Origin of the sequence: Mycolicibacterium aromaticivorans JS19b1 = JCM 16368 (genome assembly GCF_000559085.1) — a bacterium.
GTDB classification, from domain to species: Bacteria; Actinomycetota; Actinomycetes; order Mycobacteriales; family Mycobacteriaceae; genus Mycobacterium; species Mycobacterium aromaticivorans.
The window spans coordinates 1-21,196 of the sequence record NZ_JALN02000004.1 but is presented as its reverse complement, the minus strand read 5'-3'; the positions used below and the strand labels follow the sequence as shown (position 1 = coordinate 21,196).

20 protein-coding genes and 1 pseudogene are annotated in these 21,196 nt (G+C 64.2%); 16 read left to right on the top strand and 5 right to left on the bottom strand.

Features of this window, described 5'->3' with window-relative positions; genetic code table 11:
* The first annotated feature begins 55 nt into the window (after window positions 1-55).
* The 4 genes from Y900_RS29610 to Y900_RS29595 all read left to right on the top strand — a co-directional run bounded on the left by Y900_RS29610 (window position 56) and on the right by Y900_RS29595 (window position 3,711).
* The gene (locus tag Y900_RS29610) at window positions 56-940 is read left to right on the top strand and encodes a DNA-methyltransferase (RefSeq protein WP_081845477.1); all 885 of its coding nucleotides are present in this window, start codon (window positions 56-58) and stop codon (window positions 938-940) included.
* Window positions 937-2,064: a hypothetical protein gene (locus Y900_RS29605; protein ID WP_036349724.1), complete on the top strand. Its 1,128-nt coding sequence runs from the start codon at window positions 937-939 to the stop codon at window positions 2,062-2,064. The genes Y900_RS29610 and Y900_RS29605 overlap by 4 nt, the downstream gene beginning before the upstream one ends.
* 479 nt (window positions 2,065-2,543) lie before the next feature.
* Entirely contained in the window at window positions 2,544-3,263 is a 720-nt protein-coding gene (locus Y900_RS29600) for a ParA family protein (RefSeq protein ID WP_036349721.1), read from the top strand.
* Window positions 3,256-3,711, top strand: coding sequence for a hypothetical protein (locus Y900_RS29595; protein ID WP_131536388.1), 456 nt, complete (start codon window positions 3,256-3,258; stop codon window positions 3,709-3,711). The genes Y900_RS29600 and Y900_RS29595 overlap by 8 nt, the downstream gene beginning before the upstream one ends.
* Before the next feature lie 70 nt (window positions 3,712-3,781).
* Here Y900_RS29595 and Y900_RS29590 read toward each other — a convergent pair whose 3' ends face one another.
* The 3 genes from Y900_RS29590 to Y900_RS29580 all read right to left on the bottom strand — a co-directional run bounded on the left by Y900_RS29590 (window position 3,782) and on the right by Y900_RS29580 (window position 7,008).
* A complete protein-coding gene (locus tag Y900_RS29590) occupies window positions 3,782-4,534 on the bottom strand; it encodes an Abi family protein (protein ID WP_036349715.1) in 753 nt (250 codons plus the stop codon).
* A 190-nt stretch (window positions 4,535-4,724) separates the two neighbouring features.
* Complete coding sequence (locus Y900_RS29585) at window positions 4,725-5,513, bottom strand: hypothetical protein (protein ID WP_036349711.1); 789 nt, start codon at window positions 5,511-5,513, stop codon at window positions 4,725-4,727.
* Between the two features lie 226 nt (window positions 5,514-5,739).
* Window positions 5,740-7,008 carry a hypothetical protein gene (locus Y900_RS29580; RefSeq protein ID WP_036349707.1) on the bottom strand — a complete coding sequence of 423 codons (1,269 nt, stop codon included), beginning with the start codon at window positions 7,006-7,008 and terminating at the stop codon, window positions 5,740-5,742.
* 442 nt (window positions 7,009-7,450) lie between these two features.
* Here Y900_RS29580 and Y900_RS32850 point away from each other — a divergent pair, with 442 nt between their 5' ends.
* The 5 genes from Y900_RS32850 to Y900_RS29560 all read left to right on the top strand — a co-directional run bounded on the left by Y900_RS32850 (window position 7,451) and on the right by Y900_RS29560 (window position 13,002).
* Window positions 7,451-7,615 (top strand): hypothetical protein, encoded by a 165-nt coding sequence (locus Y900_RS32850; RefSeq protein ID WP_192827634.1) that lies wholly within the window; start codon window positions 7,451-7,453, stop codon window positions 7,613-7,615.
* Between the two features lie 87 nt (window positions 7,616-7,702).
* Window positions 7,703-7,909 carry a hypothetical protein gene (locus Y900_RS29575; RefSeq protein WP_036349704.1) on the top strand — a complete coding sequence of 69 codons (207 nt, stop codon included), beginning with the start codon at window positions 7,703-7,705 and terminating at the stop codon, window positions 7,907-7,909.
* A 309-nt stretch (window positions 7,910-8,218) separates the two neighbouring features.
* Window positions 8,219-9,463: a rep protein gene (locus tag Y900_RS29570; RefSeq protein WP_237752819.1), complete on the top strand. Its 1,245-nt coding sequence runs from the start codon at window positions 8,219-8,221 to the stop codon at window positions 9,461-9,463.
* 214 nt (window positions 9,464-9,677) lie between these two features.
* Window positions 9,678-12,602: a MobF family relaxase gene (gene mobF, locus Y900_RS29565; protein WP_036349701.1), complete on the top strand. Its 2,925-nt coding sequence runs from the start codon at window positions 9,678-9,680 to the stop codon at window positions 12,600-12,602.
* Window positions 12,586-13,002 carry a hypothetical protein gene (locus Y900_RS29560; protein ID WP_131536386.1) on the top strand — a complete coding sequence of 139 codons (417 nt, stop codon included), beginning with the start codon at window positions 12,586-12,588 and terminating at the stop codon, window positions 13,000-13,002. Before mobF ends, Y900_RS29560 begins: the two co-directional genes overlap by 17 nt.
* Here the strand turns inward: Y900_RS29560 and Y900_RS29555 are convergent.
* Complete coding sequence (locus Y900_RS29555; RefSeq protein ID WP_036348825.1) at window positions 12,962-14,242, bottom strand: IS256 family transposase; 1,281 nt, start codon at window positions 14,240-14,242, stop codon at window positions 12,962-12,964. The genes Y900_RS29560 and Y900_RS29555 overlap by 41 nt on opposite strands.
* 168 nt (window positions 14,243-14,410) lie before the next feature.
* Here Y900_RS29555 and Y900_RS29550 point away from each other — a divergent pair, with 168 nt between their 5' ends.
* Both Y900_RS29550 and Y900_RS29545 read left to right on the top strand, forming a co-directional pair.
* Window positions 14,411-14,650, top strand: coding sequence for a hypothetical protein (locus tag Y900_RS29550; RefSeq protein WP_036349695.1), 240 nt, complete (start codon window positions 14,411-14,413; stop codon window positions 14,648-14,650).
* 142 nt (window positions 14,651-14,792) lie between these two features.
* Window positions 14,793-15,140: a hypothetical protein gene (locus tag Y900_RS29545; RefSeq protein ID WP_036349692.1), complete on the top strand. Its 348-nt coding sequence runs from the start codon at window positions 14,793-14,795 to the stop codon at window positions 15,138-15,140.
* 52 nt (window positions 15,141-15,192) lie between these two features.
* Here Y900_RS29545 and Y900_RS29540 read toward each other — a convergent pair whose 3' ends face one another.
* Window positions 15,193-16,104, bottom strand: coding sequence for a LysR family transcriptional regulator (locus Y900_RS29540; RefSeq protein ID WP_036349690.1), 912 nt, complete (start codon window positions 16,102-16,104; stop codon window positions 15,193-15,195).
* Between the two features lie 211 nt (window positions 16,105-16,315).
* Here Y900_RS29540 and Y900_RS29535 point away from each other — a divergent pair, with 211 nt between their 5' ends.
* The 5 genes and pseudogenes from Y900_RS29535 to Y900_RS33880 all read left to right on the top strand — a co-directional run bounded on the left by Y900_RS29535 (window position 16,316) and on the right by Y900_RS33880 (window position 20,799).
* Complete coding sequence (locus tag Y900_RS29535) at window positions 16,316-16,918, top strand: DMT family transporter (RefSeq protein WP_081845476.1); 603 nt, start codon at window positions 16,316-16,318, stop codon at window positions 16,916-16,918.
* 48 nt (window positions 16,919-16,966) lie between these two features.
* Window positions 16,967-18,222 (top strand): IS3 family transposase gene (locus Y900_RS29525; RefSeq protein ID WP_237752818.1). Its coding sequence is split into 2 segments (ribosomal slippage): window positions 16,967-17,240 and window positions 17,240-18,222, totalling 1,257 coding nucleotides; the frame shifts between segments, so codons are not numbered across the junction.
* A gap of 36 nt (window positions 18,223-18,258) precedes the next feature.
* Entirely contained in the window at window positions 18,259-18,624 is a 366-nt protein-coding gene (locus tag Y900_RS33885; RefSeq protein WP_051660618.1) for an EamA family transporter, read from the top strand.
* A gap of 219 nt (window positions 18,625-18,843) precedes the next feature.
* Complete coding sequence (locus tag Y900_RS32615; protein WP_157838304.1) at window positions 18,844-19,044, top strand: hypothetical protein; 201 nt, start codon at window positions 18,844-18,846, stop codon at window positions 19,042-19,044.
* Window positions 18,971-20,799, top strand: a pseudogene (locus Y900_RS33880) (PE-PPE domain-containing protein). Before Y900_RS32615 ends, Y900_RS33880 begins: the two are co-directional and overlap by 74 nt.
* Window positions 20,800-21,196 lie beyond the last annotated feature (397 nt).

Genomic DNA, 21,196 nt, shown 5'->3' with positions numbered 1-21,196 from the left:
TCTCTTCGAGTGCGTCTACCTCAACAAAGAGACTGTCTCTCGTAGGATTTCGGCCATGACCACCTCGCGCCAGGTGCGCCGCATGCTGGGCGAGGGAATCGTTCACGGAGATGCCGCCGAACTGCTCCCCCGGCTACCCGAAGCCAGCGTCGATCTCTTCTTCACATCTCCCCCCTACGCCGACGCTCGCGCCTACAGCCGCATACACCCCGACCACTACGTCGACTGGTTCCTGCCCTACGCCAAAGAAATGCTGGCCGCCACCACCGAAACCGGCAGCATGATCATCAACATCAAAAACCGCGTCGCTAACCGGGGCCCGCTTCGTGGCCAACGACACCCCTACGTCTACCAACTGGTCCTGGCGCTCCAAGACATGGGCTGGCGCTGGATCGAGACCTACATTTGGGCCAAACCCAATGCGGTACCAGGCAAATTCGGGCCGCGCACCAAGGATTCGTTCGAGTACGTCTACCACTTCGCCAAAGGCGGCCGCCCCTACTTCGACCTCGACGCGGTGCGCGTCCCCTATAAAGCTGATGCCGCCGAAATCGCCCGCCGGCGCCAAGACGCGAACGGTCGACGCACCACCGAGGCTGGATTCGGCAGAGACCGCACCAAGACCTACCTGCGTGGAGGAGCCGATCCCGGCAACGTCGTGTCCGTCGCCCAGACCTACAACCAACACCGCGGCGTCGCCCACACCGCCGCCATGCCGGAAGGCCTCGCCGAGTTCTTCATCCGCTGCGCCAGCCCCGCCGACGGCCTGGTTGTCGACCCTTTCGCGGGCAGTGGGACCACTGTCGTCGTCGGACGCCGCTACGGCCGCCGGGCCCTCGGGTTCGAGCTGCACGAACACTTCGCCACCGAAGCGCGCCGACGCCTCGCTGCAGACATCGCGACCGACCCACCAGCCGTCCTGCACGCCATCGGCCAGTGACCACCGTCGAAGAAACTGTCGCCGCCATCACGGCCGCCGACACCTGGGACACCCGCGTCACCGAATTCCGCTATGTCCCCCAACGCCACGGCACCGACGACCAGCCCAAGATTTACGCGACCATCGCACGCGAACTGTACGTACCGCACCTCATCGCCGACTTCGCCTACGTCCACGACGCCCCCTTCTACGACGACGCCTACTTCGACCAGGTCTACCAAGTGGCCTCTGACGGCACCGCGGCCTTCGCCAATGTCAGCGTCGACGACCTCAGTACCGTTCTCAGCGCTGATGCCCGAACCCTGCTGGTTTTCCGAACCATCTGCGGGCTAGTCCGCAATGAATTCGCCGACAGCACCACGCTCGTCGCCCAGCAACTCAACCTGAGCGGGGCCATCAGCGGCGGTCGTGTCGATGCCGCCGAACGCGGAAACAGTCAGTTCAACCCGGCTGAAGCGCACGTCGTCGCCGTCACCATCGACCAGTTGATTCGGCGGGAGCTGTTCTCCGACGCCCCACCAGGCCTGCACAGCAAGCAAGACAAATTCGACACCCGCGACGGCTGGGACACCGTCCGCCAACTCGCTACCGGCGGTGTGCCCTACCACCATTTCCTCCATCAACGCCACTACGGCGGCGCATTCCGCCAGGTCCTCGACGCCACCTCCACCCAACGAGGAGACCTCCTCGAAGACGCCGTACAAGCCCTCTTCGAACAAGCCGGCATTCCCCACATCAGAACCGGCAGCCATAACCAAGGCGACATCGCCGCCCGATTCCAAGTAACAGTCACTCCCGCACCGGACTTCGTCGTGTTCGACAACAACGACACGCTGCGCGCGATGCTGGAATGCAAAGCCACCAACGACGGGGGCACCGCCCGCGATAAAGCCGCACGATTCGAACGCCTCCGCGCCGAAAGCACCCGACTAGGCGGGGTCCCCCTACTCGCGGTGCTCGGCGGCGCCGGCTGGAAACGCGTCAACGACACACTCGGACCAGTCCTGCGCGATACCGACGGCCGCGTCTTCACCGTCGACACCCTCGACGAAATGCTCACCGTCGCGCCGTTCGCGCAGCTCACCGGACTTGTTCCTGTGCCGCCGCAGCCTGCCTCTGACTAAGCTGTCGCTCGCGCCACGCATCCTCAGCTCATTGCGTCGACTGACATCCTCGCTCTGACCTACGGACTTTTAATCCGCAGGTCCCAGGTTGGTCGGTCGTGGCCTGGAACCGAGGCCTCGCTCATACCCGCTGACTCTTAATCAGCGGGTCCGGCGTGCGCGAGCAAGGGCCTTCCTAATCCCTAGGTCTGAATTTGCCCCGGTACAGCGTGAGCAATGGACTCATAATCCGTTGCTCAGTTGGTTTGACGTCGTCGATGTACCGGCGTCGTGGGCGTGAGTGCCCGGCGGCGGCAAGCGCCCCCGATCGCAAAGAGCCTCCAAGCCACCGTAGAGAGGGCTGATCGAGGGACATGCGAGCTCCAATAATACAGCGCCATAATGCTATAACGCTTTAACGTTCTAGCAATAAAACGCTAAAGCGTTTGAATGCTAGAACGTTCTAACGGTTTAGCGTTCAGGAGCTAGAATGATGTTTCATGACAGCTGTCGTCGTCTGCCACTCCCGCAAAGGGGGGGTTGGCAAGTCGTTTTTGGCCTACGAACTGGCCTTTCTTCTCGATGCCGTCCTTGTCGACCTTGAACACGACGGTGGGGGAGTCACAGCAAAATGGGGATATCGCCCCCAAGACCATCCCCGCGCCCGTCTTCTGGATGCGCTAGAACCAGGCGCCCCAGCGCCGCGACCCATGCGCGGCTTCAAGAAGCCAGCCCTTATCCCTGGCCATCCCGATCTCTACGACCACCAACCCGACGCCAACACCATGGCCGACGCGCTGACAAAGTGGGCGCAGGAATGGGATACGGACTGGATCGTCGTCGACACTCACCCCGGAGCAAGCCCGGCTGCCCACGGCGCCCTGGCGGTCGCCAACATCGTCCTGGCGCCCACCGCGCTGCGTACCGCCGAGCTCGACGCGACCGCCGAGTTAGTCAATGAGATCGCCGACTACCCGCTGGTCATCGTCCCGAACTTCGTGCCCACCACGCCGCCGGCCGCCGAGATTCAGCGCCTTCGCACCATCATCGACGGCACACCCGTGCAGGTAGCTCCCCCGATTCCAACCGCTCTGCATGTCGGCACCCGCAAAAAGCGCATCGCCATTACCGCCGAAGCACCACCCGCCAAGTCGCTACAAAAGGTCGCTACTGCACTGAACGACCTGAGCACGTTCGTAAAGGAATACGTTCATGGCTGATGGCCTTGACTCCCTCACCGCGATGCGCACCAAGACCCCATCCAAGCGGGCAGTGCCGCCCCCGCGGCACCAGCCACGCCGTACACCCGTTGAGATGCCCAGCCCGGGCGGCCAGCAATCCGACGCTAAGGCCCCCGACCCGGCGAGGCCGACGCCGAGCGTCACACCGACCTCAAAGCCGGCGCCACCAGAACCGATCGCCCCCGCCGCCGCCAATAACAGCGACCTCACCAAAGTGTCGATCTATCTTGACGAACAGAGCGACGCCTACCTGGAAACTGTGCGCTCCGCCGCCCGAAACACCAGACCGCGCGTCGACGCTACCCGGAGCGCTGTCGTTCGACTTGCACTCACCCGCCTTGCCGACGAGCTCGACGCCGCTGAGGTGATTGCCGAACTACAACGCAACGCCGCAGGTCACACCGGTCCCGGCCGCAAACGCGGATAACTAGCGTTATAGCGTTATAGCGCTATAACGAGGTGGCGTTGAGCATCCGGGGTCTGTCCCTGACGGCGCTTCAGTCCTCCGGCGGATTGAGTGATTCCTGTAGGACGAAGCTGCGGTACCGGTTCGCTACTGCTGTGACTTGCTGGTTGCCTCGGATGTAGTCCGCGAGGGCAGGGGCGATGAATCCGGCGAGGGCAATGATGTTGTCCAGGTTGTGGTTCGGGCTGAGGGTGAAGATGTGTTCGTGGTGGGCGATCCGATTGCGAAGTAGCTCGAAGGTGCGCAGGCGGTTGCGCAGTAGACCGGCCGAGGACATACCTGGTCCGTAGTGGGGGAAGGCCTTGTAGAGGAATGGCCGCCAGAGCTTTGTGAAGTAGTCGTAGACGTTCGCGTGACCACGGGGGATGCCTTCACCGACGAGAGTTACCCAGAACCCGAGGCTGAGATCGGCGACGATGTCGCCGCCGGTGGGTTCCACGCGGGGCTGACCGGCAGGGTTGTTCCTGCGGTCGAACGCGTCGATCGACTTCTTGACCTTGTCGAGTTCCTTGCCGGTCAGGTGGATGCGTGGACGGTCGGCGAGGACTTCGGCGTGCCAGCCCTCTTCGCGTGTGACGCCGAGGTGGGAGCACAGCTGCGAGTCGATGGCGTTTCGGATGGCGACCTCGACGAGGGCGATCGATGGCCAGTACGCCGCGGAGAGATCACAGTTCCACATGTACAGCCGCGCGGCGCGTGCCGTGTCGCCGCGGGCGGCCGCTCGATACCGCTGGTAGCGGGCGGGGGAGATCAGCTCTTCGAGCGGGAGTTGGTGGGCGTCCATAGTTCAGGCCCAAAAAAGCGTTTTGCCCTGAGGGGCCAGACACACCATTGCTGGTGCCGGGAAGGCCTCAGGGCTTACGTCAATCACTGTACACCCGACACAGGGGTTTGGTGATGTGACGGCTGCCATTCGATGCGTCCCCAGACGCCGGGGTGCACCGCTCGACCAGCGGAAAGGAGATGCTGGGCTGTCATGCACTGGCGATCTTCGGGACGACGCGGAGCCGACGCTTCTCGATGCGACCGAACGGCGGCACCAACGTGTAGTTGTAGACCTCGGTCGTCGGGATCTTCTCCAGTGGAGTGGGCTTGTAGCTGATGGAGAGGTTAAGCAGACCGACCTCACGCAGTTCCGCCAAGCCACGCTGCGCGCTGGATTCGCTGATCCCGTACCACTCGGGTACCCGCTCGCCGGGCAGGATGAAGCCCGGCCCGAGGGTGGAGCTGACCAGCAGCATCGCCTTCGCGGCCAGCGTCAACGTGCGGTACCAGGCCTGCTCGTCGGTCCAGTACTCGAACGGGAGCTGGAAGTAGCGATTGGCGACGTCGCGACCAGACGGTGCGGTGTAGTCCTCGCGGCTGCCGTCCTCCCGCAGGGAGGTGAAGACCGCCCTGCGGCCGGTCTTGCCGCGGGTGATGAGGCCGTACTTCTGGTCGAGTCGCCGCCAGGTGCGCGAGACGACCGCGGCACCGTGGTCCTGGTCGGTTTCAACACCCAGCATGCGGGCCCAGACCCGAGAGAGCAGGGGCCGGCTGGTCCAGGGTTCCGCCGAGACCAGGGCGCGGTGCAGCAGGAACAGGTCCAGCGCGCGGTCGTCCTGTGCGCGAACCATCTTATGGAGCGGGCCGGGGACGGGATGCTTTTGATCACCCCCTTGGACGAAGCTGTTCCGAATGTTGACCCGCTGCGAGGTGCGGGCGGAGGCCTTCAGCAGCGCCTCAATGGCGGCCTGCTGGCCGGGGATAGGTGCGTGATTCATGGACTCATGATGCCAGGTCACTGCGGGTCAAACTCCTGGAGGGGACACTGATACTTGCCGCGACAGAAGGAGCTATAAAAGATCATCTAATACCTGTCGGAGTACATGTCGAAGTACATGTCGAATCACCGGAGCCACTTGCCGGATGTTCTCGCTCTTCATCATCACGACGTGGGGTCCTTGATGATGGCGTGGCGGGGTGATTGCCCACTTCCTCGTTTCGGGGTCAGTTCTGGTCGAAGAAGCGTGCCGCCTGGTCGCGAATGCGTGCGAGCCGCTTCGATACGGCGCTGTGGCTGCTGTAGCCGAGGATCTTGCCTACGTCGGTGAGGGAGGTAACTCCGCTGCGCAGGACGACCACGACTTCGCGGTCGCGGGGGTTGAGCAGGGTCAGGAAGTCGCTGCAGGCGAGCTGGCCGATGACTTCGGTCTCAGGCCCGTGAACCGGTGTTGTGTCATCGAGTTCGACGAAGGTGACGGTGACCTTGGAGCGCTTGTGGTTGAGGGTGCGATCGAAGTCCTCCTTGGCGTGTGACCACCGGTCGGAGAAGTCGTCGTGGACCCGGTGGGAGCGCACGGCGTCGAGAATGTCGCGGAGCCGGCCGGTTTTGTCGGCGGCGGCGATGGTGCGCTCGACGAACTCGGCGGCTTCCTGTTCCCCGGCCCACAGGTCAGAACCCACGCGGGGGCCGCCGGCGGTGACGCCTTCGAGGATCTCGCCGTTGCTCAGCCGTACCGGGCCAGTAGGGCCATCGGTGTCGACGATCGGCCAGGTCCGCATCTCGTCTTCCATGGCCTCGGTGACCGCGGGAACCCAGAAGTCGAGGTTGTGCGCCAGGATGCGGATCGGGTCGTTCTTGGTGAAGGCGATCTGCGGTGATCCGGGCATGAGGTGACGCCAGATCGTGGCCCCCCAGGCCCGCGATAGCCGCTGGCTGAAGTCGACGGGCAGGTAGGGGTCCGGGTTGGTCAGCTCTGTCCAGAACGGCCATTGACCAGCAGTGAGCATCGGCAGGCCGAACCGGTCCAACGTGGCGCGGGGGAGCAGGTGAAACAGGGGTGCGTAGTCGTAGTAGCGAGTTTGCGTGCGGGGGATGAACACGATGTTGTTGTCACCGAGATCGGCGATGCGCGCCAGGTCCGGAGGTAACGTCGCGAGGCCGTCAGGGGCAGCGTCGGTGTCGTCGTGAAAGAAGCGGCGCCGGAACTGGGCGGCCTCCCACAACGCATTCCACCTAGCCACCGCGAAGATCCTGGCCCCACGGGTTTCGAGGTCGGTGGTGCTGCTCGGCATGGGGACGCTGACGTATTCCGGGCGATCCGGCGTATCCGGGCGTATCACCGCCTGGAAGAAGGCCATCCCAGCCGACATGTTCCACATGCGCGGATAACGGTCTGGACTAGCGAGGGCGTCATCGAAGTCCAGGAGCACGTTCTGGCGAGGGTCGTAGTCGTCACTGGAGCCGATGGTGGTGTCGTCAGACATGGTGGTCATACCTATCTCACGACACTGCTCCGCTGATCCGTTCCGAATCCGAACTGGCGTGTGTGGAGCGCCCAGTGTCTTCAGCGAGTGACCAATTTCGTCCCCGTGTTTCGCGCCGCTGCCCGAAATCCGTCTGTCACCGGCATATACGTTCCGCCATACGCAGAGAACTCACGCCCCGCGCGGCGATACCTCGAAGGGGCGAGTTGGTTCCCGAGGTGACGGAAAACGCCGATTCGACAGGTACTCCCTAGTGAGGGCTTATCGCGAATCGCACGGCCTTCAACGTCGTCGAAAGGCCCAACTCGATGCTGCACCCCGTGCTGCCACATTCTCCCTCGACCTGTATTTCAGGCCGTCTCGAACCAGAAGAAGAGGACACGCTCGCTCGCGTGGCCCCGGACCCCCGCCAAGGGGGTTCCCGGTCGACATCTCCGAAGGGAGCACACCGGTGAGCACCCAGACCGCCGCCGTACTCATCGTCGCAGTTGCCCTCATTGGGTTCTATCTGCTGGTCGGCTACATCGTCCACAAGACTGGCACGACCACCGGCATCGCCGAAATCGGCCGCGCCGTCGCTGACATCATTTCCGCTCTTACCAGTCGAAGGCCGTGAACCGCCCAAACCTCATGTTTCACGCCAGCCCGGCTAACCGCGTGTCGTTATCAGGTAACGCCCCGCATCGCTGGCAGAGTTCACCCCATGGCCCAAAGGCGCAGCACACATAAGGGCGATCGCGCGCAGATCATGACCCGGCCCGATCGCGTCGTCTACGAGATCGTCAAGCGTGAAGCCGCGCAACGCGGCATCCCAATGGGTCAGTACGTGGCCGATGTTTTGGCCGCCCATGTTGGCCACCCCGAACTCATTCGTGAACTTGACAAGGAGGTTCTGCCGCTGGCGATGTGACCGGTACGCGCCGCGGCTGCTGGTTCGACCAGCCGAAGGCCAGTACGTGACATCTGAATAGCTGGTGTCCGGAACCCCGCTGAATGACGAAGGCCCCGCCTGGGCGGGGCCACGTCTGGAGGTTCAAACCGAGCTACGAACTCGGTTCCGGGTCTCCGTACCCATTTCCCCGAAGGGACTGTCTTGGTGGACAGCTCTCACGGTAGCGCACGCTTGCTCAACGTTCCAGAGATAGCGCGCAGTCAGTGCGCAAATCGTGACTTCTTTAGCACCCGATCGCCTCGGGTACGCAATACGTGGCCGGCTCCGGTGGGCGCTGCCATTGCCCCCACCCCGCACGTCGTTCGCGCGTTGGCGAAAGAACGCCGTCGCGGCTGGGTTGAGCGTGCCGGTGCGTGTGCGCCGCGCGCCCCGATGTGGACTAGCCGTAGCGGCTGGCTCGAGGGGCTACGGCGCTGGGCGCAGTCGCCGGCATTGGGACAGCTGTGCGCGGAGCAGCGGGTGTCGATCACTGCGGCCACGCTGGTGTCGATCGCGGCGGTGATGGCCGAGCATGCCGATCACGCCACCGGCCGCCACGTGGCCGTCACCCGCGCCACCATCGCCTCCCGGGTGGGGTGTGATGTGCGCACTGTGACCGCCGCCTGGCGGGTCTTGCGGGCGTCCCAGTGGGCCGTGGAGGCCCAACGCGGGCACGGCTCACCCGGTACCCCCAGTGTCGGGCGGCGACCCTCGGTGTACCACCTCGTTTCCCGCCGGATTCCGCCACCGGTGGCGGCCGCCCGCCAGCCTTGGCGTTCGGGTATCGGTGGGGATGATTTCCACCTACCGCCGTCAGGCGGTGTTGGTTGTTCTTCTCCCGTAGGGAGAAACTCACCAAGCGGGCGCGCTGGCGCGCCCGCCGACGAGGATTCGGGAAAGAGATTCAAAACCCGTGCAGTGCGCCCGCCCCGGCGCGCCGCTGCGCGGCCGCTGGCCACCCAACAGCTTGCTGCGGCCCTGGTGGCCGGCACCCACGGCCTAGACCATGCCCACATCGGCACCATCTGCGACGCCATCACCGTCGCAGGTATCGACCCCCAGGGCTGGACGGCACGGGCCATCACCGACGCACTCAACGCCGATATGCGCACCCGCGGCTGGAGCTGGCCCGACCACATCACCAACCCCGGCGCGTTCCTGTCCAGCCGGCTGCGACGACTGGACTGGTCAGCACCGCCGGCAGTGCAGCACCCCACACTGCAAACAGCCGGCGGTCGCATTGACACCGCGCCCGCGCCGCCGGTGCTCACCGACGCCGCGCGGGCGGCCCGGATCACCGCCGCCCAAGAACAGATCCGCCACATCTTGTCCCGCCGAGCCCACCGCACCCCCAGCGATACACCCGATGCGCCCCGCACGGTCGCCGTGACCGCGCCCGCTTCACCAGGGTTACAGGGGGACGTGGCCGGCCGGCCAGGTGAGGTCGACGCCGACGCGTTCACGCTCGGCCGGCGCGCCCTCGACGAGCCAGCGCACCACCCGCTGCGCCCCGTGGCCACCACTGGCCCCTAGTACCTCCAGCAACCCTGACTCCACCACCACTAACCCCTCGCTCCCGCTCCCCAAATCTTCCCGCAGCCACCCCCAGCCCAACCGCCGCCCCAAAACCCTCCACCAACCACAATATAAACATGGCACATTTGCACAAGGTGTGCGAGGCTATGGTGGCGTCGCGTCGCAGCGCTTCCTAGCTCGTTGCAGCGGGCGTCGCGGAAGTGGGGTTGCGGTGTTGACGGTGGCGAAGTTGTCGTTGTGGTCGGTGAACTATTACAACGACACCGCGCGGGCGGTGGGTGATGCCCTGAAAGACCGTCAGCGGGCCAATGGTGGGTTGGCGGAGTATTACGCCGAACGCGACACCCGGACACCGGTCTGGACATGTGCCGGTGATGCTCGGGTGGTCGCGGATTTGGTCGGTTTGACCAAGGGTGAGCGCGGGGGTGGGGATGCGGATCCCGATGTGGTGGCGCGCTGGCTGGATGAGGGTGTGGCGCCCTCGGGTGAGTGCGGACGCGCGCACGGTAAGCACGGTGTGCACGGTTTTGATTTGACGTTTTGCGCCCCGAAGTCGGTGTCGTTGGTGCGGGTGTTCGGCGATGACGTGGTCGATAAAGCGGTGTCGGCGGCGCATCAGACGGCGATCGGTGAGGCGCTCGAATATTTGGCCGCCCATGCCGGCTACACCCGGGTGCATAACTCGGTGACGGGGGAAAAAGATCTGCAGAAATTGCCCGGTTTGGTGGCGGCGGCCTATCAGCATGAGACCTCGCGGGCGGGGGATCCGCACCTGCATACCCACGTGTTGGTGCCGAATCGGCAGGCCCGGGCTGATGGCCGGCTGGTGTCGATTGACGGCACCAGTTTGTTCCATGAAGCCCGGGCAGCGGGGATCATTTATCAGGCCACCCTGCGCTATGAATTGCACCGGTTGACTGGTATCGAGTGGGGGCCGGTGGATGCCCGTACGGGGATGGCGGAGATCGCCGGAATCGACCCGAAAACTATCGCCGCGTGGTCGCAGAGAAGCACGCAGTTGCGGGAGTGGGCGGCATCAAATCTGACGCTGGTCGACGATGCTAAGGGGTTGTCGCAGGCGCAGTTGGCGGCCGCGCAGAAGGCCACCCGACCGCGTAAACCCGAGTCGCTGTCGTGGGCCGAATTGCGCGCGCAGTGGCGCGCTGACACGCGTGGTTTGGCGGTGTCGCGTGCGGCGCAGCGGGAGGCTCGCGCCGCGCGGGAACAGGCGGCGCGCACCGCGGCAGCGCGCGCGGCGCGCCGCGGTGGGGTGGCGGTGGATCGGCGCGCGGTGGCGGCGATGGCGGCCCACGCGGACAAGGCGGGGTTGACGCGCGCGGATCTGGTCGAAGTCATCGGCGCCCAACTGCCGCTCCTCGTGGAGGACTCCGCGGGGGCCGCCGGTGCCGCCACCAGTGGCGCGGGGATGCCGCGTCAGCTCATCGAAACAGCGGTGGACGCGGTGGGGATGCGGCTGTCGGGGCCGCGGCTGGCGCATCACCGCGAAGGCACGGAGCGGTTCACCGTCGATGCGATCTTGGCCGAGGAACGCCGCGTGTTCGACCTCGTCGACACCACCGCGATGCAGGCGATGGCGTGGGTGCGCCCGGAGCACACCGCGGCCGCGCTGGGCTTGTCGGATCAGCAGCATCAGGTGGTGACCGCGATCGCGTCCACACCCCAGTTGGTGGTGCCGTTGAGCGCCCCAGCCGGCGCGGGAAAGACCACCTCCATGCGGGCGTTGCGCACCATCGTCGAGCGCCGGCAGACGGCGCGGATGATCGTGATCGCCCCCACCGGAAAAGCCGTCGATGTCGCCGTGGCCGAAGGGGTGGCCACCGAGGGCTACACCATGCACAGCGCCCTGGCCCGCGTGGCCGACGGGCGCCTGCAGTTCGGGCCCTTCGATGTGGTGGTCGTCGATGAAGCCGGCATGGTCGGCACCGACCACTGGAGACAGTTGCTGACCGCCACCACCACCGCGGGAACCAAAACCGTTCTGGTCGGCGACGCCCACCAGCTCGAGCCGGTCAAAGCCCGTGGGGGAATGTTCGCCCAACTCTGCGACGAGCTGCCCTGGGCTCAACGCCTGTCCGAGGTGTGGCGTCTGCGTGATCCGGCCGAACGGGCGGCGTCGTTAGCGGTGCGTGATGGAGGGCCGGCGCCGGTGCGCCGCGCGGTCGACTGGTACCGCGACCACCAGCGGCTGGCATGCGGGGATCAGCTCACCATGGCCGCCGACGCCCTGGCCGCCCACCAAGCGGATCTCGCCGCCGGGAAAGACGCGTTACTGCTGGCCGACACCGTCGAAATGACGGATGCCCTGAATCGTCGTGTCCACGACCAGACCGTCGCCGAGCGCACCGCCGCAGGGCGCGACATCACCACGGTGACCGGAGCTCGCGACCACCACATCAGCACCGGGGATGTGGTGCTCACCCGGCGCAACGACCCCACCATCACCGTCTACCAGCCCCACGACCGCACCCAAACCCTGAACGGGGCGCCGGTGCGTAACGGGCAACGCTGGCGCGTGGTCAAAGTCGACGACACCGCCGAGCACCCGCGGATCGCCGCCCGCCGTCTGGGCGACGGCGCGTGGGCTGTCTTCAGTGACGATTACCTGCGTGAGCAGGTGCAGCTCGGGCATGCGGTCACCGTGCACGCCGCCCAAGGCGTCACCGCCGACACCACCCACTCCGTGCTCGCCGACACCGCCAGCCGCAATCTGGCCTACGTCGCACTCACCCGCGGCCGCGCATCCAACCACGCCTACCTCTACCAACGCGACCCCGCCGACACCCACCACATCCACAATCAGGCCGGCGTCGAGGGAGTACACCTCGCTCGCCGTGGCACCCCCACCCAAGCCGCCCGAGCGCTACGCCAAGTCATCGGCCGCGACGAGGCCGCCCGAACCGCGCACCAGATCGCGGCCGGCACCCCCACCCAGCACTTGCCCGAGCTGGTCGCATCATTGGTTGCCGAACACCGGCACGCGGTCACCCGCCGGCGTAGTACCTACCAGAAAACCCAACGCACACAACGTGATCGGGAACTAGACCGACACCTCGGCCTCGACCGCAGCCGCAGCCGCAGCCGAGAACAGGACTCCGGCTATGACCTCAGCCTCTAACCACCCCGCCGCTATGCCCACCGACGCCGCCGCTCGCATCGATGCGGTCGCCGGCCGCATCGCCACCGACTGGGGACACCACGGCCACACCGCGCTCACCACGATGATCGCCGAGCTCTACACCGACCTGGCCGTGCTCCCAACGCGTTACACCCCGCAACAGCGCGCCGAAATGATCGTTGAAGCCGCCCACACCACCACCAGCGAACTAACCACGCTACTCGACGACTACCTCTACTGCGAAGCCGACCGGCCACCCGTCACCGACTACGGCTGGATCATGCACACCGAGGACCGCCACCACAGCATCACCGCCATGCTCGGGTCTATCTCGCTAACGGTGTTTCCGGCGTTTTTCATCAGTAGGTTTCGGCTGCCGGGAATCGGTCGGCGAAGGTGATCGCGAACGCATTGAGGGCAGGTTTCCACCGCATCGTCCATCGTGCCCTGCCGACACCGGTCGGGTCCAGTGATCGGGTCACCAGATACAGGCACTTGAGCGCCGCCTGCTCGGAGGGGAAGTGTCCGCGGGCCTTGATCGCGCGGCGGTAGCGGGCGTTGAGCGACTCGATCGCGTTCGTCGAGCAGATCACTCGCCGGATCTCCACGTCGTAGTCCAGGAACGGAATGAACTCCGCCCAGGCGTTGTCCCAGAGCCGGATCACTGCCGGGTAGCGCTGCCCCCATTTCTCGGCCAGCTCGTCGAACGCCGCCCGAGCCGCGGTCGCGTTGACCGCAGTGTAGATCGGCTTGACGTCGCCCTTGATCTCGTCCCAGTACTTGCGGGACGTGAGCCGAAAAGTGTTGCGCAGCAGATGAATGATGCACGTCTGCACGATCGCCTGCGGCCACACATTGCCCACCACCTCGGGCAGTCCCTTGAGCCCGTCGCAGACGACGAAGAAGGTGTCCTTGATGCCGCGGTTGCGTAGGTCGGTGAGCACGCTCATCCAGAACTTGGCGCCCTCCCCGCCGGTGCCGGCCCACAAGCCGAGGATGTCGCGTTCCCCGGCCAGGGTGACCCCGATGGCAGCGTAGAACGGCCGGTTGGCGACTTGGCCGTCGCGGACCTTGACCACGATCGCGTCGATGAAGATCGCGGCGTAGGTTTCATCCAGCGGTCGCACCGACCAGTCGTTCATCTCCTCAAGCACCTTGTCGGTGATGCGGCTGATCGTCTCTTTGGATACCGACGCCCCGTAGATCTCGGCGAAGTGCGCCGAGATCTCACCGGTGGTCAAGCCCTTCGCGTACAGCGACAGCACGACCTCGTCCACGCCGTTCAGGCGACGTTGGCGTTTCTTGACGATCTGAGGCTCGAAGGTCGATGCCCGATCGCGCGGCACGTCAAGTTCGACCGGGCCGGTGGTGTCGGTCAGCACCGTCTTGGTGCGGGTGCCGTTGCGGATGTTGCCCGACCCCGTCTCGGGCGGGTCGTGTTTCTCATAGCCGAGGTGCTCGGTCATCTCCTCATTGAGCGCGGTCTCGAGGACCGTCTTGGTCAACTGCTTGAGCAGCCCGTCGGGCCCGGTCAGCGACAAGCCCTGCTCCTGGGCCAATCGGACCAGTTCGACCGCAGCCTTCTGGCCTTCGGACTGCTCAGCCGCCTTCTTCTTCGCCACATCGTCCAGTGTCGTCATCACGGCACCTTTCTCGCCGAGCATCACTCAGCGTGTCAGTGCCGGAAACACCGTTAGATCCACAGTCCCCCATGCTCGCGGCCCTCACCGGCGATCACCTCACTTGGTGGCTCACCAACGGACTCGCTGACTTCATGCCGGACCTACCTCTCGAAGGGAAAGTGAACGATGGTTGACCAGATACCGTTCGAGAAACACACCCGCGAATGGTGGGGCCGGCTAACCGACGACCAGCGCGCCCGCGTCAGAAAGGCCGCCGAGGACAACGACACCAGCTCGGTAACGGCCAAGCTGCTGGCCGATACCCGATGCCCCGTGGGACTCATCGGAACTGCATGGGAAACAGACCCCGAATACTCGTGGAGCTGGCCCAAAGGCATGCGCGCCTTCATCGCAGATCAGCCATAACGCTGACTGCGCTGGCCTGGCAATGGCGCTCATCGCCGCTCTGGCCGTCGTCACCGCCCGGCTCCGGCCGCCATCTCCGCGCCGATCGCCGCGGAGATCATCCACCTGGTGATCCGGTAGCGGCAAGATCCGCAGTCGGCCGGTGAAGACGCCGGAGTCGTTCCAGCTCGTCAGCGAGTTCGGCGGCCACCGCCACACCGGACGGCTAGCACGCTTCTACATGGTCCGGCCGCAGCATCCCGAGGGGCTTGATCCGCTGGACTACAGCTCCGACCCCGATGACCTGCCTGGTTATGCAGCATGGAAGCAGCAATGGGACCAGGAGAACGCCGCCGAGCGGTACGAGACCGATAAGCCCCTGTGGGATTTAGTATCTGGGCTACCCGAGATCGCCGACGTCTTCATCGGCACCACCAAGGATTCTGCCCAACAGCAACGAGCAGAACACATGACTACCAACACTTCAATCAGCAGAACGTCTCAGATTTAAAGAATTTGGACGGCTCAGATCCTGTCTCACCGGGGCTGGCATCAGGTGCCAGTTATTGCGGTCGGGTGTTGTGCTGGTTCGTTTCTTGGGCGAGTGACTTGAGGATGCTGATGACTGCGTTGACGGCGGGCCGAGCGGTCGCACCGGCACGGGTGACCGCTTCGATGCGGCGCGCGATGCGGATCCCACTGAGTGGTTTGCGGGTCAGTTCTCTGGCGGTGAGTACGTAGCGCGGTAGGAGCGCGACTCCGATGCCGGCTATGACGAGTTCTTCAACAACACGAAAGTCGTTGACTCTTTGAACGATACGCGGATGAACCCCGGATACGGTGGCCAGTGAGCGCAGCACATCGTCGACCATGAGGCCGCCCTCGACACCGATCCATGGATCGTCGGCGAGTTCGGGCAGGGCTACCCGCTTGCGCTTGGCTAGACGATGGCCTGGCGGCAACAGAATCTCAAGAGGTTCTCGCAGAAGCAGGGTGGCTTCGATGCGGGGACCCCAGTGCGCGGCGTCACGTTCGTCGCGATGTACAACCACAACGTCAAAGTCGGCTAGCTGCATGGGTGCGTGTGCGGCAGGCTCATCGATATCACGTCCTAGAACCTCCACGCCGATAGCTGCAGCCCGGGTGATGAGTCCGGCCAACAGCATTGCGGCCCCGGAGGGGAACATCGCCACTCGCACGGTTCCACGGGGTGTATCGCGGTAGGCGTCCATGTCAGCGCGTGCGCGATCGAGCGCAGCGAGCACCTCGTCGGTCCGTGCGACGAGGACCCGGCCAGCATCGGTGAGGCGTAATCGGCGTCCAGTGGCTTCGAGGAGGGGAACGCCAACCTCGCGTTGCAGGATTTTGAGCTGCTGGGAGACCGCCGATGGAGTAAGGGACATCGCGGTCGCAGTGGCATGGACCGTTCCGCGCTCGGCCAATTCGCGCAGAAGTCGCAGACGCTCCACATCCATGTAGTGAATCTACTTGGATACTGAAGATAGTGTTGCTTGTCTAATGTGTTGGGCTCTGGAGATGATGGATGTCGCCGCGGCATGGGGCCGGCCCGGTAGTCGCCGAATCTGGCTCGCCGTCTGCATCTTTCATAGCTGGAAGCTGCACTATTGAGGGCCGGCGGCTTGTGAACCTTTCACAGAAAGACACCGCCATTTCTGCCGAGACCTCGTGTTGAGCATCCCCAACCGCGCCACCCCCAATGCGGCAATCAACTACACACCGCCGCCGTCCGCGTGCCCCTCCCGCAATGTCGATGTCGCATTGCTCGCGGTGGCCGTCGTCTGGGGGTCGAGCTACCTGGCGGCCAAAGAAGTTGTCACCGCCGACGGCGTGTTCTCCTTCCTCGTCATCCGATTCGCTCTGGCCGCACTAGGTTTGACCATCGTTTTAGCGCCGAAGCTGCGGCACATCAACCGCACTGAGATTGCGCTCGGCGTCGTTTTCGGGACGATCTTGAGCATCATCTTTACTCTCGAAACATTCGGGGTGACGATGACCTCGGCATCAAACGCTGGGCTGATCATCTCCTTAACCATCGTCATGACACCGCTGCTCGAACGGTGGATACGGCGTACATACCTGCCCCCCATGTTCTACGGGGCGGCGGTCATCGCCATCGTCGGCGTCGGGCTACTCACTCAAAACGGCGGATTCGCCGCGCCAAGCCTTGGGGATCTGCTAATTCTGCTTGCCGCCGCGGCACGCGCAGTGCACGTCACCGTGATCGCGCGATTGTCTGAAAAACGCACCCTCGACTCGGCGCGAGTCTGAACCGTTCCGAGTTTGATGCCGCTTCCTTCTTTGAGAAGGATGCAGATTATGTCGAAGCATTACCCGGTCGAGCAGCGTGAGCGTGCGGTGAAGATGGTCCTCGATCATCTCGGCGAGTATCGGTCGGTGTACGCCGCGGCTCAGGCGATCGGCCCGAAGGTCGGGGTCGGTCCGGAGACACTGCGCAAGTGGGTGCTGCAAGCTCAGGTCGACGCTGCGCAGAGTCCTGGGGTGACGACAGCCGAGCAGCAACGCATCAAGCAGTTGGAGCGTGAGAATCGAGATCTCAAGGAAGCAAACGAGATTCTGAAGGCGGCTTCGATTTTCTTCGCGAGGGAACTCGACCCTCGCCACCGTTGATCTGTTCGTTCATCGATCAGATGCGTGCACGAAAGTTCCGGGTCGAGTCGATCTGCCGCGTGCTCACTGAGCAGGGTGTGGCGGTCGCCGGACGCACGTATCGACATTGGAAGAAGGCCGCGCCGTCAGCGCGCACGATCACTGACGCCGAGCTGACTGATGCGTTGCGTGCCACTGTCGGGACGCCGGAGGGCTTGTACGGGCGTCGGAAGATGACGGCACATCTGCGCCGCCAGGGTCATCAGGTGGCGGCGTGCACCGTGGACCGGCTGATGAGTGATGAGGGCCTGTCCGGGGTGGTCAGGGGTCGCAAGCACCGCACCACGATCCCCGGCGGCAAGGACTCTCGTCGGGCACCGGATCTGCTGGACCGCGACTTCACCGCGGTGATGCCGAATCGAAAATGGGTCACCGACTTCACCTACTGCCGAACGTGGTCGGGGTTCGTCTACGTGGCGTTCGTGATCGACTGCTTCTCGCGGGCCATCGTGGGCTGGCATGCCGTCACCGTGAAGGACACCGCGATGGTGACAACAGCGTTGAAGATGGCGCTGTGGCGGCGTGATCACGCCGATCACCGAGTGACTGCTGGACTGATTCATCATAGCGACGCCGGGTCGCAATATACGTCGATCGCATTCGCGGAAACGCTTGTGCTGGAGGGGATCGCGGCGTCCATTGGCAGCGTCGGCGACGCCTATGACAATGCGTTGGCCGAGACCACGATCGGGTTGTTCAAGACCGAAGCCGTCGGCCGCGGCAGCCCCTTCCTGTCCGGCCCGCTGCGCATCATCGACGACGTCGAGTACGCCACGATGGAGTGGGTCGACTGGTTCAACAACCGCCGACTGCACAGCGTTCTGGACTACGTCCCGCCCGAGGAATACGAGAGCGCCTACTACGCTCAAACCCAGGGGTCCCAGCCGGCGACACCTCAACCATGAAGCCGGCATGAAACTCGGAACGGTTCAGTCACGCTCGTGCAGCTCTGCACTGGCCTAGTCGTGTTCACGGTCCTCTCACAGATCTCTGGACGAGGAGTCAGCGAAGTCGCCGCGCAGATGAGCACACAATCATGGATCCTGACGATTTATCTTGCGCTTGTCTGCACTGTTTTCGCCTTCTTCATCCAGATATGGGCAGTCCGGCGCACCTCGCCAGCCAGGGTAAGCCTGCTTTTGGGAACTGAACCGCTTTGGGCCGCGGCGATTGGAGTGCTCTTGGCTCACGACCCCCTTACCCCCATCGGCGTCACCGGAGCACTATTGATCCTCTTCGGCACAAACTGGGGACGACTCATCGACACCCACCGCACGGGAATACCCGCGCCACAAGACCAAGTCTGAAGCCATCGAGCGACCTGTCTCGTTTCTAAAGAATGTGGACGGCTCAGTTTTTGTCTCGGCAAGGGGCCATCCTCACCATCGGTGAGCGCCTCGCGCAGCGCGCGCATGCTGGATGCGGAGGCCGCATCCGCGGGGCCAGTAACGGTCGGATTGATGCTGGACCTGCGGTGCTGATCACATTCTCTCGCTTGGGCGGCTAACTCGGTATAAGGTGCGCTAATGATCCGCTGGACCAGCATCGACACGCATTGTTCGGGGTGTCTGCGTCCGGCACCTGCCGATGAGGCTGACCCCGAAAACACCCAGTGGATAGTGAAATCGATCATCAAGGACAGCGATCTCCTCGATGGGCCGTATCTGGTGGTGTGCCCAGCCTGTCATCAGCAGGCGCTGCCCGATCTACGACACGTCGGATCGTGAGGTCGTGCGTGCCGCCGAGGGTTGTGGAAGGGCTGTTGTGTACACGGCATTGTTGATTACCCCAGCCGGGGACGTGCAGGAGATCACGGTATTTGCCCAGGGCGCCATCAACGCGATTCTGCGTGATCCGTGTGTGGATTGTTTGACCAGCAGCGATGGGGCGATTGATTTCTGGTTCCGCTCGGCGGTGCCGGGCCGGTATAGGCCGAATCGGCAGGCCACCGGCCTTCTGCTGTCGGTCACCACCTTCTCGGTGCGCACGGTGCCGTTGTTGTACGGCAGTGTCATCGTGTCTTCGAAAAGCAGCGAGGGCCGACTCCTGGGGCTGACCACCCAGGACCGTCGGCGGCTTCGTGACCCGGGACGGCTTGGGCGGATGTGGTTGCACCGGCGGTTCCACCACGCGCCCGCGACTGGACACCGCCCTCTCGCGATCAACACCACATCGAGCGCTAAACGCTACGGCGAAATTCGCGCGCGTCCAACCCTTTTCGCGCCAAGGCCAGGCCGAGCGACATCAAGTCTCGTATCCAGAGATTGTGGACGTCTCACGCCTTGTCTCGGACTCAGACGATTTCATGAGATCGACGGGTCTCCCCGGGGTCACGAACTTGTGGCCTCTGCCCTTACCTGTACGAAGGGGAAAAGAAAGTGTGGGCGTTGCCGCGCTTCGCAGGGCAGCTGCCCAGTCAAACCGCAAATCGTGCGGAGCAAGAGTAATGAAAGCCACACTAGCGCAGCATATCTGAGTTTCTCACTACCCGTGCTGATGGCCGTCACTGTCGGCTACTTTTTGTGCTGGGAGGTCGCCATGAGTGCTCGTCGATCACTTGTCCGCAGACCCATAACGATCCTGACAATGGTCATTGCCATCGCGATCGTTGACGGTGCGTCGGCTCAGGCCGACACTGTTTTCTACGTAGGCGGGACCACCGGAACACTGGGGCGTGTGGTGCCCGCCGGCACGTTCGGCGACACTGCTGATCTGCTCGGCGGAGCGCTCGGCAGCGATCCGGTCACGGTAATCAACTATCCCGCCTCGCTCTGGCCGGTGACGGGACCAGCGGATCCGACCTTGGGCGAATCGATCGCCAGCGGTGTTAACGCCCTCGAGACCGAGGTCTTGGCGAGCAAGGGGCCGCTGACCGTCGTGGGTACCTCACAGGGCGCGATGGTGGTCCAGCAAGCGGCCGCCCAACTCAACGACAACCCGGCTGTGCCGTCCGATACCACCTTCGTCCTGACCGCCGACCCTAACCTCGGTGCGCTATCTTCGCTGCAGGGCGTCAGCGTTCCCGGACTCGATTACACGCCGGAACCATTGCCGGACACACGATTTCACGTTGTCGTGGTGAAGAATCAGTACGACGGTTTCGCAGATCCGCCGACTGATCCGTCCAATAGGTTGGCCGTGCTCAACGCTGTGCTCGGCATCGCCTACGTGCACCCGTTCGCGCAGAACACCGACTTGCGGACGGTTCCCGCACGCGACATCACAACGACGCGAAATGCCCTCGGCGGGACGACGACCATCTATCGGGTTCCTACCCGTGAGCTCCCGCTCACCATGCGCTACGGCAAGCTGGAATCCCCGCAGCCGAGGTAGATTTCCTCGATGCAGCGCTGCGCCCGATCGTGGATGCGGGCTATCAACCCACCACGGTTCCGTCGGAACACTCCACGACAGCAGGAACACGCCTCATGCGGACACCCGCGTTGGGCCTTCGCCGGCCGGAGGCGACCGCCCGTCAATAACAGGCGCGCTGAGTACCCGACAGCCTGCGGCGACTGCGAAAGTACCCGCTGGCACCGATCACCTCCGAACTGCGCTGCGCCGCATTGCGACTCACGTGCCCGGACTCAGCCCACGATCCTCCCGCACGGTACGGCGCTGATCCCACGATCGATCCGTGATCGATCCGTGGGGCTCACAAAACGGCATTGAGGTGCACTAGTGATCGGGTTGACCAGCATCGACACACACTGCTCAGGGTGTCTGCGTCCAGCACCCGCCGATGATGTTGACCCCGAAACAGCCGGTGGCTCGTGGTATCGATCACTAGGATCAGAGTTTTCCCACTGGGCTACCTCGTGGTGTGCCCAGCTTGCCACCACCAGGAGGCGCTGCCCGATCTGCCCCACGTCGGATCTT

What these genes read in the sequence shown, in the direction of transcription:
- Y900_RS32615 (WP_157838304.1), top strand. Translation starts at nt 18,844, where the DNA reads ATGATCCGCTGGACCAGCATCGACACGCATTGTTCGGGGTGTCTGCGT.
- Y900_RS29575 (WP_036349704.1), top strand. Translation starts at nt 7,703, where the DNA reads ATGGCCCAAAGGCGCAGCACACATAAGGGCGATCGCGCGCAGATCATG.
- Y900_RS29580 (WP_036349707.1), bottom strand. Translation starts at nt 7,008, where the DNA reads ATGACCACCATGTCTGACGACACCACCATCGGCTCCAGTGACGACTAC.
- Y900_RS29540 (WP_036349690.1), bottom strand. Translation starts at nt 16,104, where the DNA reads ATGGATGTGGAGCGTCTGCGACTTCTGCGCGAATTGGCCGAGCGCGGA.
- Y900_RS29590 (WP_036349715.1), bottom strand. Translation starts at nt 4,534, where the DNA reads ATGGACGCCCACCAACTCCCGCTCGAAGAGCTGATCTCCCCCGCCCGC.
- Y900_RS29550 (WP_036349695.1), top strand. Translation starts at nt 14,411, where the DNA reads ATGGTTGACCAGATACCGTTCGAGAAACACACCCGCGAATGGTGGGGC.
- Y900_RS29585 (WP_036349711.1), bottom strand. Translation starts at nt 5,513, where the DNA reads ATGAATCACGCACCTATCCCCGGCCAGCAGGCCGCCATTGAGGCGCTG.
- Y900_RS29560 (WP_131536386.1), top strand. Translation starts at nt 12,586, where the DNA reads ATGACCTCAGCCTCTAACCACCCCGCCGCTATGCCCACCGACGCCGCC.
- Y900_RS29595 (WP_131536388.1), top strand. Translation starts at nt 3,256, where the DNA reads ATGGCTGATGGCCTTGACTCCCTCACCGCGATGCGCACCAAGACCCCA.
- Y900_RS29555 (WP_036348825.1), bottom strand. Translation starts at nt 14,242, where the DNA reads ATGACGACACTGGACGATGTGGCGAAGAAGAAGGCGGCTGAGCAGTCC.
- Y900_RS29610 (WP_081845477.1), top strand. Translation starts at nt 56, where the DNA reads ATGACCACCTCGCGCCAGGTGCGCCGCATGCTGGGCGAGGGAATCGTT.
- Y900_RS29600 (WP_036349721.1), top strand. Translation starts at nt 2,544, where the DNA reads ATGACAGCTGTCGTCGTCTGCCACTCCCGCAAAGGGGGGGTTGGCAAG.